15 protein-coding genes are annotated in these 13,605 nt (G+C 59.4%); all 15 read right to left on the bottom strand.

What is annotated here, in order from left to right; genetic code table 11:
- Window positions 1-60: 60 nt before the first annotated feature.
- Window positions 61-1,065 carry a substrate-binding domain-containing protein gene (locus JIO00_RS08195; RefSeq protein ID WP_010461828.1) on the bottom strand — a complete coding sequence of 335 codons (1,005 nt, stop codon included), beginning with the start codon at window positions 1,063-1,065 and terminating at the stop codon, window positions 61-63.
- A gap of 114 nt (window positions 1,066-1,179) precedes the next feature.
- Window positions 1,180-1,998 (bottom strand): SDR family oxidoreductase, encoded by an 819-nt coding sequence (locus JIO00_RS08190; RefSeq protein WP_102594682.1) that lies wholly within the window; start codon window positions 1,996-1,998, stop codon window positions 1,180-1,182.
- 197 nt (window positions 1,999-2,195) lie between these two features.
- Window positions 2,196-3,071 (bottom strand): SMP-30/gluconolactonase/LRE family protein, encoded by an 876-nt coding sequence (locus JIO00_RS08185; protein WP_200667948.1) that lies wholly within the window; start codon window positions 3,069-3,071, stop codon window positions 2,196-2,198.
- A 37-nt stretch (window positions 3,072-3,108) separates the two neighbouring features.
- The gene (locus JIO00_RS08180) at window positions 3,109-3,825 is read right to left on the bottom strand and encodes a FadR/GntR family transcriptional regulator (protein ID WP_010461836.1); all 717 of its coding nucleotides are present in this window, start codon (window positions 3,823-3,825) and stop codon (window positions 3,109-3,111) included.
- A gap of 206 nt (window positions 3,826-4,031) precedes the next feature.
- Complete coding sequence (locus JIO00_RS08175) at window positions 4,032-4,592, bottom strand: DUF1285 domain-containing protein (protein ID WP_010461838.1); 561 nt, start codon at window positions 4,590-4,592, stop codon at window positions 4,032-4,034.
- 15 nt (window positions 4,593-4,607) lie between these two features.
- On the bottom strand, window positions 4,608-5,213 hold the full coding sequence (locus JIO00_RS08170; RefSeq protein WP_010461840.1) for a DUF4823 domain-containing protein: 606 nt from the start codon (window positions 5,211-5,213) through the stop codon (window positions 4,608-4,610).
- Window positions 5,214-5,351: 138 nt separating this feature from the next.
- Window positions 5,352-6,320, bottom strand: coding sequence for a GTP 3',8-cyclase MoaA (locus JIO00_RS08165; protein WP_010461842.1), 969 nt, complete (start codon window positions 6,318-6,320; stop codon window positions 5,352-5,354).
- Between the two features lie 138 nt (window positions 6,321-6,458).
- On the bottom strand, window positions 6,459-7,097 hold the full coding sequence (locus JIO00_RS08160) for a TetR/AcrR family transcriptional regulator (protein ID WP_008152317.1): 639 nt from the start codon (window positions 7,095-7,097) through the stop codon (window positions 6,459-6,461).
- A gap of 342 nt (window positions 7,098-7,439) precedes the next feature.
- Window positions 7,440-8,225, bottom strand: a complete 786-nt coding sequence (locus JIO00_RS08155) for a TatD family hydrolase (protein ID WP_077747993.1) — start codon at window positions 8,223-8,225, stop codon at window positions 7,440-7,442.
- Window positions 8,226-8,239: 14 nt separating this feature from the next.
- Window positions 8,240-8,596: a PilZ domain-containing protein gene (locus tag JIO00_RS08150; protein WP_010461846.1), complete on the bottom strand. Its 357-nt coding sequence runs from the start codon at window positions 8,594-8,596 to the stop codon at window positions 8,240-8,242.
- 42 nt (window positions 8,597-8,638) lie between these two features.
- Window positions 8,639-9,625, bottom strand: coding sequence for a DNA polymerase III subunit delta' (locus tag JIO00_RS08145; RefSeq protein WP_010461847.1), 987 nt, complete (start codon window positions 9,623-9,625; stop codon window positions 8,639-8,641).
- Window positions 9,618-10,250 (bottom strand): dTMP kinase, encoded by a 633-nt coding sequence (tmk, locus tag JIO00_RS08140; protein ID WP_010461848.1) that lies wholly within the window; start codon window positions 10,248-10,250, stop codon window positions 9,618-9,620. The genes JIO00_RS08145 and tmk overlap by 8 nt, the downstream gene beginning before the upstream one ends.
- Window positions 10,251-10,269: 19 nt before the next feature.
- Window positions 10,270-11,487, bottom strand: a complete 1,218-nt coding sequence (mltG, locus tag JIO00_RS08135; protein WP_042932290.1) for an endolytic transglycosylase MltG — start codon at window positions 11,485-11,487, stop codon at window positions 10,270-10,272.
- Window positions 11,488-11,490: 3 nt separating this feature from the next.
- Window positions 11,491-12,306, bottom strand: coding sequence for an aminodeoxychorismate lyase (gene pabC / locus JIO00_RS08130; RefSeq protein ID WP_010461852.1), 816 nt, complete (start codon window positions 12,304-12,306; stop codon window positions 11,491-11,493).
- A complete protein-coding gene (gene fabF, locus JIO00_RS08125; protein WP_010461853.1) occupies window positions 12,306-13,550 on the bottom strand; it encodes a beta-ketoacyl-ACP synthase II in 1,245 nt (414 codons plus the stop codon). Before fabF ends, pabC begins: the two co-directional genes overlap by 1 nt.
- Window positions 13,551-13,605: the final 55 nt, after the last annotated feature.

Genomic DNA, 13,605 nt, shown 5'->3' with positions numbered 1-13,605 from the left:
ACCTCATCACACAGATCAGGCGGCCCCGTCGCCAGGGCCGCCGATGAAATCAACCAGCCCTCAGTTCCACAGGCCGATCTTTTCCAGTTCCTGCTTGAAGTTCTCGCGAGTGATCAGCGTCACGTCGTCCATCGCGGTGTACTTCGGTGGTTCTTTGCCGGTGGTGACCCACTCGAACATCATGCTCGCGGTGTTGTAGCCTTCGATGTGCGGGCTCGGCAGCATCGAGCCGAAGAAACCGCTGTTGGCTTTCTTCAGTTCGCCGATGGCGTCGGTACCGTTGATGCCGATGCCGATCACGTTGGCAGCAGCGAAACCGGCGCTTTCGGTGGCGCGCACGCCGCCCAATACGGTGTTGTCGTTCATGCCGCCGATGATCAGGTTTTTCGCCGCGCCCGGCAGTTTCACCAGAGCCGAGTTGGTGGCGTCCATGCTGCCCGGTACGTCGAGGGTTTTCAGCGCCGAGAACAGGATGTGGTCTTTCGGCATTCCGGCATCTTCCAGGGCTTTGACCGAACCGTCGGTGCGCTTCTTGCCGGTGTCGAGTTCATTGAAGGTGTTGATCACCGCATAGGTTTCTTTCCAGTCCCAGCCGCGTTTTTTCGCTTCGGTGGCCATTGCCGCGCCCTGCTTCTGGCCGACTTCGAATGCGGCCATGCCGAGGTAAGGAACGTCTTCCATGAACTTGCCATTGGCATCGACGAAACGGTCATCGACAGCGATGACTTTCATACCATTGAGCTTGGCCTTGGCCATGATGGCCGGACCAAGGGAGACGTCCGGCGGGCAGATCACGAAGCCCTTGGCACCATTGGCTGCAAGGCTATCGATGGCCGAGAGGGTTTTCTCGCCGTCAGGCACGGCGATCTTGATGACAGTGAAGCCCTTGTCTTTCCCGGCCTTTTCGGCGAATGCCCATTCGGTCTGGAACCAGGGCTCTTCCGCCTGCTTGACCAGGAAGCCGATTTTCACTTCCTCGGCCGCCAGCAGCGTGCTGCTCAAGCTGACCGCAGTGACCGCCAAAGCGGCACAGCACAGGGAACGGATCCCACGACGACGATTCATAGCTGACTCCTTGTTATTTTTTTTGAGCGTTATTTTGAAAGCCGGTACTGCAAATAGTCATATCGTATGATGATTGGATTTCAGACGGAACTCCGCGTCTGAAAGCCGTTTTGCTCAGTCGTGATACATGACCGAGCGTCCACCATCGATGGTGATGCATGAAGCATTGATGAACGGTGCTTCATCGCTGGCCAGGAAGACGGCCGTCATGGCCACTTCCATCGGTTGCCCGATACGACGCGGCGGATGCAGGTCGAATGCCCTCTGACGTTCGGCCTGGGGGTCGGCAAAACCGTTCCAGTAATCGACGTTCAATTGGGTTTCGATGTAGCCCGGCGCGATCGCATTCACGCGAATGCCCTTTGGCGCGTATTCGATGCCCAGCGCGCGGGTCAGCCCGAGCAAGCCGTGCTTGGCCACCGGGTACGGAAAGCAGCCCGGGATGATGTGGGTGGAATGGGTCGAAGCGATGTTGATGATGCTGCCGATGCCCTGCTCGATCATTTGCGGCAGCACGGCTTTGCAGCCATACCACGCGCCGTCGAGGTCGATGGCGAAGCAGCGATGCCAGTCTTCTTCGGTCATTTCCAGTGGATCGCGGAATACGTTGACCCCAGCACAGTTGACCAATACGTCGATCCGGCCGTGACGCTCGACGGCCAACCTGGCCATCGCGTGCAGATCTTGCTGCCGGGAGACGTCAGCCTTGATGGCCTGGACATCGAAGCCTTTGTCCCGCCAGTGCGCCGCGACTTTCTCGACTTTTTCGGCCTGAATATCACTGATGATCAGTTTGGCCTGCTGCGACGCGAACGTGGCGACGATGGCCTCGCCGATTCCCTGCGCAGCGCCGGTCAGCAGCACGACCTTGTTTTTCAGGCGCTCGCCTTTGGGCGGTTCGGGCACGGCTGGCAAGGAAAGAGGCTCAGCCATGGATCAAGCCCCCTTTTTTCAGGGACGACAAAAGCCGGGCATCTGTCGATGTCCGGTCAAAAGTCCTTTTGGAAAATCGCTGCATCACTTCACCTGTTTTGTTTTTTTAAGTGTGAGTGCGTGTAACTGGTGGCCGACTATAAACCCGACCACCAAATAATCTCAATATATAATTTTACATCCCATATTTTGGGATTTTATCCAGCAAAGCGGGTGCAGGTTTTTCCGGGTACATCGACGCGAATCGACAGCAGCGCGCCGTCCAGCGGGTGGTTGAGCGGGCTCGCGGCGCTGGTGATGTACAGGGTTTTCAAGTCTTCGCCGCCGAACACGCAACTGGTGGGGCGGCTGACCGGCAATTCGATCACGCGGTCGACATAGCCATCCGGGGTTAGCCTGATCAGGCAGCTACCGTCCCAGCGGGCGTTCCAGATGAAACCCTCGGCATCCATCGCCGAGCCATCGGGGCCGCCCCGAGCGTGGGGACCGAACCAGACATACGCGGTGTCCAGGTTGCCATCGGTGTGGACGAAATGGCGGTACAAGGTTTTGTCCATGCTGTCGGCGAAAAACAGCGTGGTCTCGTCCTCGCTCCACAGCAACGTGTTGGGAATGCCCAAGCCGCGAAGCAGCGGCGTGACCCGGGCGTCGCGGTCGATGCGAAACAGGCCGCCGGAGCGACGCACAATGGGCAGGTCTTCGCCATTTTCACCGATGTTGTTCTGCATGGTGCCAAGCCAGAGCCAACCCTGTGCATCGCAGCGGGCTTCGTTGGCGCGGTTGCCGGGTTGCGGGTCGGCGACGCAGAGCAAGGTCAGGCGCGGCTCAAGCCCCGGTGAATCAAGGTCCAGCCGATAGACGCCGCTGCTCAACGTCACGAGCGCATCGCCGCTTTCACAGGGGATGAACGCGGACACATGTTCCGGCATTTTCCAGATTTGCACGTTGGCGCCGATCAGCCGCAGGGCTTGCTTGCCGGCGATGTCCACCCAATACAGCGCCTGGGTCGGCACATCCCAGAACGGACCTTCACCGAGTTGCGCACGGTGTCCGGTAACCGCATTCCACGTCATGAAACCTCCTGTTGTTTTTGTATGTGGCGCAAGCCTCTCAGCCGGCTTTTTTGTCGGCCATGACTTTTGGATAAAAGCGTTTGATCGCCAGGTCCGCGTTATCGATCAGGGTCATGCAGGCCCAGACACCCCGCGCGGCATCCCGTGCGGCGATGGCGTCGGCCATGTCTTTGTGAATCGGCAGCGTGCGGCGCAATTCGTCCGGGTCGGCGGCGGACACTTCGAACGACACCGCCAACAACGCACCAAGGGCCGGGACCATTTGTTCGATGAACTGGTTGTGGCTGGCGGCGAGTATGCACTCGTGGAAGACCTGGTCGGCGCGGTTGTAATCGACGCCGCTGTCCACCGCCCGTTCCAACGCGTTATAGGCCTGCTGGATCGCCTGGACCTGTTCGACCGTCGCGCGCTCACAGGCCCAGCGCACGGCCATCGGTTCGATGGTGCGGCGCAGATCGAGCAAGTCGTCGACGAAGTTTTCCGGCAAGCCGCTGCGCGAAAGCCAACCCACTACTTGTGGGTCGAAGAGGTTCCAGCGTCGCACCGGCAATACCCGTGTACCGACCTTTGGCCCGACTTCGAGCATGCCTTTGGCGACCAGGGTTTTGATGGCTTCGCGGATGACCGTGCGACTGACACCCAACTGCTCACCCAGGTCGGCTTCGACCTTGATGGTTTCACCCGGCTTGACCTGGCCGGCGGCTATCCAGCAACCCAGCCAATCGACGGTCGACGCATGAAAACTGCTGGACATGGACACCTCGATGCAGGAGCGGCACAAAGCCGTTCGCGATGGGTGTCCACGCTAATCATCATATGATTGGGTGTCAATTTGATTTTTTGGATGACTCACACATCCAATGTGGGAGCGAGCCTGCTCGCGATGGCGGCGTAACAGGTAACATCTAGGTTGATGTTATGGCCTCATCGCGAGCAAGCCCGCCCCCACAGTGCTATGCGTTAAGGCTCAAGGCCGATGGGGAAGAATTCACCGCCGCTCCATACACCCAGCCAACGTTGCCCGTCGATCTCACGTGTCACGGCCAACTCCACCAGTTGGTAGAACACATTACGATGGATCAGGGCTTCGAGGTTGGTGCGCACATGCACGTAGGGTGCTGGCTCTTGCGTGACCGGGTCGATCACCACGCGAATCGGGTGTTCGGTGCCGGCGTCCGTGGTCTCGTCGACGTTGGTGGTGAAGCGCAGAAGCTGGGCTTCGCCCTCGCCTTCCACGTCCACGGCAATCGCCACAAACGGCGCATCATCGACCTTGATGCCCACTTTCTCGACCGGAGTGATCAGAAAATAGTCATCGCCATCGCGGCGAATGATGGTGGAAAACAATTTGACCATCGGCTTGCGCCCGATCGGCGTCCCCAGGTAATACCAGGTGCCGTCGCGGGCGATGCGCATGTCGATGTCGCCACAGAAATCAGGGTTCCACAGGTGGACCGGCGGCAAGCCTTTGGTTTTGGGGATTTGCCCCAACAAGTCGTTGGCTTTTTGCGGGCCACTCATGGCGTTCTCCTTGGATTACTGGTCGCTGAGACCAATCAGGCTGCGCGCGTATTGCTCAAGCGGCGGGCCGATCAGGTCTTGTGGCTTGTTATCGTGGAACGTCAGTAAACCGCCACGACTCTTGATACGTGCAGTATCAATCAAATACTGGGTGCTGGTCTCGATCAACATGATCTGAATCACGCCGCTGTCGATGCCCAAGCGATCCACGTATTCCTGATCGAGCCATTCGTCCGAGTTACCGATTCGGTCATCCGCCTTGGCGAACCGTGTGTAAAGCAGGTAATGGGCACCGGCGGCGCGGGCTTCACCCATGGCCTGGTCGAGACCTTCGGGCGCGCGCGCGCGGCGGACCATCGGGAAATATTCGATAAAGCCGTTGAAGGCTTCTTCAGCGACCACGTTAGGTCGCGGATAAGCACTGCCCGGCGGCGCGAAGGCACCTTGGGCGATGTAGATGAATGAGTCCGGCTGAATGCGCAGGTTATTCACCCGACGACTGTCGCTGTGATCCAGCAGCCCTGCATCGCTCATGTGGTAGCGAGTTCCTTCAGCCATATCGCTGACATTCATGCAGCCACCAAGCGCCAAAACGGCCAGCAGCAAAACCAGGCTACGCATCCTACCCTCCAGAGGCCGGTGACGGAAAACCGGCGAATGGCCATTGGATGCAGCTTCCGCGCCAGCTCAAGGATGTTGTGGCCTTATAGATAGCAATCGCGAGCAGGCTCGGAGCGGCGTTCGGACAATGAGGCCCGATCAGCCGCCAATAATCTTCATGATGGTCGCCCCCCCCGAGAACGCCACTTCCTGCTTGTCCCCCAAGGCTTTCACCAGAAGTCGCTGCAACGCCGGCAATGCCTGATGGCGCGGCTTGTCGAGCAGATCGCCGACATAGTGGCGATTGCTCGACGATAAACAGCCATGCAGCCAGCCGGTGGACGACAGGCGCAGGCGTGAACAAGTCCGGCAGAAGGGAACGCTTTCATTGGCGATCACACCGAAGTGCCCCAGCCCCGGTATTTGGTAACGCACGGCAGTCGCGTCTACGGGTGCATCGGCCTGCAAATACTCGTAACGCTCGCCAATCAGGCTCAGCAACTGCTGAAGGCTGACGAACTGTTGCAGGAAAGCGTTGTTGTCGCTGGCCAGATGACCCATGCGCATCAGCTCGATGAAGCGCAATTCATAGCCACGCTCCAGGCAGTAATCGAGCAGAGGCATCACTTGATCAAGGTTCTGGCCGCGCAGGGGCACCATGTTGACCTTGATTTTAAGGCCGGCGGCCTTTGCCTGATCCATCCCGTCGAGCACGGTCGCCAGGTCGCCGCCACGGGCAATGCTGCGGAACGCGCTGGCATCCAGGGTATCGAGGGAAACGTTGATGCGACGGATGCCGGCGTCTACCAGCAACGGCAGCTTCTTCGCCAGCAGCTGACCATTGGTAGTCAGGCTGATGTCTTCCAGGCCCATCTTGCCGACGGCCGTCATGAAGGCTTCGAGCTTGGGGCTGACCAGCGGCTCGCCACCGGTGATGCGCAAGCGCTCGATGCCCGCCGCTTCGATCAGGTACGCCACACCGCGCGCCATGGCGTCGGCCGACAATTCGTCCTGTGCAGCCACCAGCCGCTTGCCGTTGGGCACGCAGTAGGTACACGCGTAATTGCAGGCTGAGGTCAGGCTGATCCGCAGATTGCGGAAACGCCTGCCTTGACGGTCAACGATCATGGAGCACTCCGGCGAAAGGAATTTGAACGCGTAAAACTTGACTCACAAATCAAGTTTTAGCAAGTCCCATGCCTGAGTATATTCCTGAGGTACTGCGCCATATAGAGAAATCATGGCGCAATAAGGCAACTGAATGGTTCAGCTACTCGGAGTGTCGGTATCGCGCTTGCGCTTGTTGCCCATACGCACGCCGATATCCATCAGGAACTGGAAGAAACCTTCCTGATCTTCCAGCACATTGCTCCAGAACGGCGAGTGATACAGCGCCACGGCACCGTGCACCAGCGCCCAGGACGCGCAGTAATGGAAGTAAGGCGGCACGTCTTCAAGCTTGCCTTCGCTGATCCGGCCCTTGATCAGCAAGGTCAGGCGTTCGAAGTTCGAGGCGCGGATCTTGTGCAGTTCCTCGACCATCTCCGGCACCTGGTTGCCCTTGACCACCTTCTCTTCCAGCCGATCGAACAAGCGATAGCGTTGCGGATCGCGCATGCGGAATTCGAAGTAGGCCCGGGACAGGGCTTCCTTGTCCTTGTCGACATCAGCCGAATGCAACAGCTCGTTCAGATCACGCTCGTAGTCGAGCATCAGGCGCAGATAGATCTCCGCCTTGGATTTGAAATGCTTGTAGATCGTGCCTTTGCCGATACCGACGGCATCAGCAATCATCTCGACGGTGACACTGTCTTCACCTTGGTCGAGGAACAGCTTGAGCGCGGTATCGAGAATTTCTTGCTCGCGGCGACGAAACTCACGGACCTTACGAGGTTCTTTATGCATAAGAAAAGGTCTGTAGGGGTCAAAATTCGAAGCCGCGTATTATGCCTAACTTGCGCCAAAATGCACGGATCATCCGACCATATCTGTGTTTCTTGATGATTTCACACAGGGTCGCCTGTTGATGAGAACACTTCCGAAGCGCCCGTATTCCAAAATTGTTTAAAAACCGGGACCGGTAAACTGGACTCGGCGCAATACTGATCAATACTTGAACTGTCGGCGGGGCATCTCCCCCAAGTGTCGCGTCGATATAGGTACCAACGGACCGCGTGCCTTTGTTTTACTCCTAATGGTCTTAACCCGGATTCACCCCCCAGAACCCGGGTTTTTTTTGCCTGCGATTCAGCCCTTCACATGCGCCAGCGGAAACAGGCGCTTGAAGTTTTCAGTGGTCTGCTCGGCAAATCGCTCGTAAGCCTCACCCCGCAACATTGCCAGAAACTCCGCCACCTCGCGCACGTACTGCGGCAGGTTGGGTTTGCCGCGATAAGGGATCGGAGCCAGGTACGGCGAGTCGGTTTCTACCAGCAATCGATCAGCTGGCACTTTGCTGGCGACGTCACGCAGCGCATCGGCATTGCGAAAAGTGACAATGCCAGACAGGGAAATGTAATAGCCCATGTCCAGCGCAGCCTTGGCCATGTCCCAGTCTTCCGTGAAGCAATGCAACACGCCCGCCTGAGGCAACGCAGCCTCGCGCAGCAAACTCAACGTATCGGCACGGGCGCCACGGGTGTGGATGATCACCGGTTTGCCTGTTTGCTGGGCGGCCTGCAGGTGCAAGCGAAACGATGCCTGCTGCAACTCTGCCGCTTCCGGCTCGTAGTGATAATCCAGGCCGGTTTCACCGATGGCCACGACACGGGGGTGATTGAGCTCACGCAACAACCAATCCAGCGCCGGAGCGGCACCCGGCTGTACATCCAGAGGATGCACGCCCACTGAACAGTCGACGTCGCCATAACGTTCGGCCAGGGCTTTGACATCCGCGGCATTTTCAACGCTGACGCCGATACATAAAAAGTGCCCTACCCCGCGCTGCCGGGCCGCATCAAGCGCGGCATCCAGGGAGCCGTCGTGGGCGGCGAGGTCAAGACGATCGAGGTGACAATGGGAATCTACGAGCATAAAAGGGCTGCAACTTACATCGTATGAGTGGGACGGTCGGACTTCAGGGCTCCGGCCAGATGGGTTTCGATTCGGCTGCGCGCGGTGTTGTCGCCGTCGTTGAATTGTACGCCGACCCCGGCAGCCCGATTGCCCTGCGCACCGTTGGGCGTAATCCAGGCAACCTTGCCGGCTACCGGGATCTTATCGATCTCATCCATCAGGTTCAGCAGCATGAACACCTCGTCGCCCAACTTGTAGCTCTTGTTGGTCGGGATAAACAGGCCACCATTCTTGATGAACGGCATGTAGGCCGCGTAAAGCACGGACTTGTCCTTGATGGTCAGGGACAAAATGCCGTTGCGCGGCCCCGGATTGACGGCTTCATTCATGCTGACCTCCATTGCTGATGATCAGAGTCTAGGCACAGACGATCACTTCTGGGTAGGCAAGGATGCCCATTGCACCAGCAGTGCCTCCAGCAACAAGGCCGGATTGAGGTTAGCTTTGCTCATGACCTTCTGACGCTGGGCGAGAATCCAGTCCTGGATATTCAAGACTTTATCCTGAGCGGTTTTCTGCGCCAGGTATTGAATGACCTTGCGCATGTCCGCCAACCCCAGCCCCTGCTCATCCTGGGTCAATTGATAGCGCAGGATCAGACTCGACCAGTCGCAGAACCAGTCGAACAACAGCAACTGCGGGACGGTTTTCCATTCTTCGGCCAATTGCGTCGGCGATTGCTGCTGCTTGAGCAGCTTCTTCACGCCTTCGACCACCAGAGCTCGCTGTTCGCGCACGCCTTGGGCCTGCAACTTGACCGCCGCCAGCGGGGAGCCGGCCGCCAGGGTCAGCAGTTCGATACGCTCTTCTTCCGAGCTGTCCGGCAGGGCCTTGGCCAGCCAGGCAAGACTCATCGCTTCGCTCGGCAGCGGACAAGCCTGCTGTACGCAGCGGCTCTTGATGGTCGGCAGCAGACGACTGGTCTGGTGGCTGACCAACAGCAAAACGGTGTCGCCGGACGGTTCCTCAAGACTTTTGAGCAAGGCGTTCGCGGCGTTGATGTTCATCGACTCGACCGGCTCGATCAACACCACCTTGCGCCCGCCCATTTGGGCGGTCTGGACCACGAAACTGACCAGATTGCGCACCTGATCGACCTTGATCGCCTTGTCGGCCTCTTCGGGTTCCAGGATGTAATTGTCGGGGTGGCTGCCGGCCTTGAGCAGCAGGCAGGACTTGCATTCACCGCAGGCATCCTGCGCGGTCGGACGCTGGCACAGCAAACTGGCCATCAACCGTTCCGCCAGCGCGCGCTTGCCAATCCCGGCCGGGCCATGCAGCAGATAGGCGTGCGCATGTTGCTTGCGACCGGCCAACTGCTGCCAGAGGCTGTCCTGCCACGGATAGGCTTCAGCCACGGGCCAACTCCAGCAGGCGTGGCAGCAAGGCGTCCAGCGACTGCTGAACCTGTGCCAGCGGCTGAGCGGCATCGACCCGCACATAACGCGCCGGGTCAGCTTCAGCGCGCTTGAGGAACGCACTGCGCACGGCATCAAAAAAGGTTCGGCCTTCGAGTTCAAAACGATCCAGGCGACCGCGAGCGCTGGCGCGGGCCAGGCCCACTTCCACCGGCAAATCGAAGATCAGCGTCAGATCCGGGCGCAAATCGCCCTGCACAAAGGTTTCGAGGGCCGCGATACGCTCCAGCGACAAACCACGACCACCGCCCTGATAGGCGTAGGTCGAATCGGTAAAGCGATCACACAAGACTACCGCGCCGCGGGCCAGCGCCGGGCGAATCACCTCGGCCAGATGCTGGGCGCGCGCGGCGAACACCAGCAGCAGCTCGGTGTCAGGGTTCATGACTTCATCAACCGGCGCCAACAGCACCTCGCGGATCCGCTCGGCCAAGGGCGTACCACCCGGCTCGCGGGTCAACACCACCTCGATACCGGCGGCGCGCAGGCGCTCGGCCAGGTATTCGCGGTTGGTGCTCTTGCCGGCGCCTTCCGGGCCTTCCAGGGTAATAAACAAGCCAGTCACGGGCAGTCCTTAATCAGAGTCATTGCGGGCTTTGCGGAGCCGGTGTGTCCGGCTCGGGCACGGGTTCGGGCGCCGGAGCGGGTTCTTGCGGCGCGTCTTGTGGCGCTACTTCTGGCAAAGCTTCGGGATCGGGATTGGGCGAAGCGGCCGGAATCGGCGCTTCGGCACCCGGTGTGTCGGCACTCGGAGTTTCTGGTGCGGAGACCGGTGCCGGACTGGACCGATAATCGGCACGACGCTTGAGCTGGAACTCGCGCACCGCATTATTGTGGGCGTCCAGATCATCGGAGAACACGTGGCTGCCGTCACCGCGAGCCACAAAGTAGAGGCTGTTGCCTGCCACCGGGTTCAACGCGGCATGGATCGCTTCGCGGCCGACCATGGCAATCGGGGTGGGTGGCAGGCCCGAAATCATATAGGTGTTGTACGGCGTGGCCTCCTTGAGGTGGGCGCGGGTCAACTTGCCGCTGTAGCGATCACCCAGGCCGTAGATCACCGTCGGATCGGTCTGCAGCAGCATGCCCATCGCCATGCGTCGCACGAACACGCCTGCAATCTGCCCGCGCTCCTGGGGCACACCGGTTTCCTTTTCAACCAGCGAGGCCATGATCAGCGCCTGATAGGGTTCGGTGTACGGCAAGTCAGCAGCGCGCTGCTCCCATTCCCTGGCCAGGACTTCGTCGAGGCGATCGTAGGCTTTTTTCAGCAGATCGACGTCGGTCATGCCCCGCACGAAGCGGTAAGTGTCGGGGAAGAACCGGCCCTCGGGAAAGATCCCGGTATGGCCCAGCTTGGTCATCACTTCGCTATCGCTCAAGCCGTTGAGGGTCTGCTCGAGTTTTTCATCCTTGGCCAATGCCGCCCGGACCTGATGAAAATTCCAGCCTTCGACCAGAGTCAGGCTGTATTGAACGATGTCCCCACGCTTCCACAGGTCGATCAGCCCTTCGACGGTCATGCCGGGCTGCATGCGGTATTCGCCCTTGTGCAAGGGTTGTCCGGCCAGATTGAAACGCCAATACACGCGCAACCAGAAAGCGTCCTTGATGACGCCATCGGCTTCGAGTCGATAGAAGGTGCGGGTGGGTGTCGTGCCTTTAGGCACTTCCAGCAGTTCTTCCTGGGTGATGTTCAGCGGCTGATTCAGCGCCGTATGAATCTTCCAGGCGGAGGCGCCCAGACACAGCCCTGCCAGAACCAATCCGGTTTCCAGCAGCAGCAACAATTTACGTCTCACGTATCAAGCATCCAGTAGCGCATGGGCAATGGTTTGGAGTTTACGGGTGAGCGGCCCAACCGGCCAGCTCAGCGCAGCATAGGCGCGCACCGGCCAAACGCCATACACGCTGTTGCAGACAAAGACTTCATCGGCCCATTGCAGCTGATCGAGGCTAATGTCGGTGATTTGCGTGGGGATCCCCAATGACTCGGCTTGAAACAATAATTCGGCACGCATCACACCCGCCACGCCGCAGCGCTTCAAATCGGCTGTGATCAACACGCCATCGCGCACCAGGAAAAGATTACTGAATACGCCTTCGATCACCCGCCCTGTCCTGTCGAGCATCAAGCCTTCGGCATGCTCGGTGTCCTGCCATTCGGAACGGGCTATGACCTGCTCCAGGCGGTTCAGGTGTTTGAGGCCGGCAAGCAGTGGTTGCCTGGACAGTCGCGTCGCACACGGGAACAGACGAACACCCTGCTCGCCATGAACGGCAGGATAAGCAGCGGGGGGATTTCCTTGCAGAATACGTCGGGCCTGAGCCGAAGGATCGGGAGCGTAACCACGCAGACTGTCGCCGCGGGTGAGGATGAGCTTGAGCACACCTTGACCCAGTGCGGCGGCATAGGCCAGCAGCTCACTGCGGATCAACTCGTGATCGGCAGTGATCGCCAGCCGTGAACAGCCATCGGCCAGACGCGACAGATGTCGGTCCAGCAACAAGGGTTGCCCACCACGCACGGCAATGGTCTCGAACAGACCATCACCGTAAGCCAGGCCGCGATCCTTCAGCGACAAAGCGTCAGCCGGCTGACCGTCGACCCAGCTGTCCATCAGTCAGCGAACCGGCGGAACACCAGCGAGCCGTTGGTACCGCCAAATCCGAAGGAGTTGGAGAGCACCACATCGATATCCATATTGCGCGCGGTGTGCGGCACGAAATCGAGATCGCAGCCTTCGTCCGGTTCATCGAGGTTGATGGTCGGTGGCGCTACCTGGCTATTGATCGCCAGCACGCTGAAGATCGCCTCGACTGCGCCTGCTGCACCCAGCAAGTGACCGGTCATGGACTTGGTCGAACTGACGGCCAGTTTGTAGGCGTGATCGCCGAACACCGACTTGATTGCACAGGCTTCGGCGAGATCGCCGGCCGAGGTCGAGGTGCCGTGGGCGTTGATGTACTGGACCTGATCGCCATTGATCTTGGCGTCGCGCAAGGCATTAGTGATGCAACGGGCAGCACCGGCGCCATCGGCGGGAGGCGAAGTCATGTGGTAGGCATCGCCGCTGGTGCCGAAACCGATCAGCTCGGCATAGATGGTCGCGCCGCGCGCCTTGGCGTGCTCCAGCTCTTCGAGAACCAGGGCGCCGGCACCGTCGGACAAAACGAAGCCATCACGGCCCTTGTCCCATGGACGGCTGGCACGGGTTGGCTCGTCGTTGCGGGTCGACAGCGCACGGGAAGCACCGAAGCCACCCATGCCCAGACCGCAAGCCGCCATCTCGGCGCCGCCGGCAATCATCACGTCGGCTTCGTCGTACATGATGTTGCGCGCAGCCATGCCAATGCAGTGCGTACCGGTGGTACACGCGGTGGCGATGGCGTAGTTAGGTCCCTGTGCACCCAAGTGGATGGACAGAAAACCGGAAATCATATTGATGATCGAGCCAGGCACGAAAAACGGAGAAATCCGTCGTGGCCCGGAATCATGCAGGGTGCGGCTGGTTTCTTCGATATTGGTCAGACCGCCAATACCCGACCCCATGGCCACGCCGATGCGTTCACGGTTGGCGTCGGTGACTTCAAGGCCTGCGTTACGTACAGCCTGAAAACCTGCGGCCAGACCGTACTGAATGAACAGGTCGAGCTTTCGAGCTTCCTTGACCGACAGGTATTCCTCGACATTGAAGCCCTTTACCGAGCCGCCAAAACGGGTGGAATAGGCAGAAAGGTCGGTGTGTTCGATCAGACCAATGCCACTGCGGCCAGCCAGAATGCCCTGCCAACTGCTTGGCACATCCGTGCCCAGTGGCGACAACATACCCATACCGGTGACTACGACGCGTCTACGCGACACAGCACTCTCCTTTTTCAAATGACGACTTTGCATCAGGCCTAAAGAAAAAACCGCA

Source organism: Pseudomonas sp. SW-3 (assembly GCF_016615645.1).
In the GTDB taxonomy this organism is placed as follows: Bacteria; Pseudomonadota; Gammaproteobacteria; order Pseudomonadales; family Pseudomonadaceae; genus Aquipseudomonas; species Aquipseudomonas mandelii.
The sequence above is the reverse complement of the archived record's forward strand: the minus strand, read 5'-3'. Positions and strand labels throughout refer to the sequence as shown.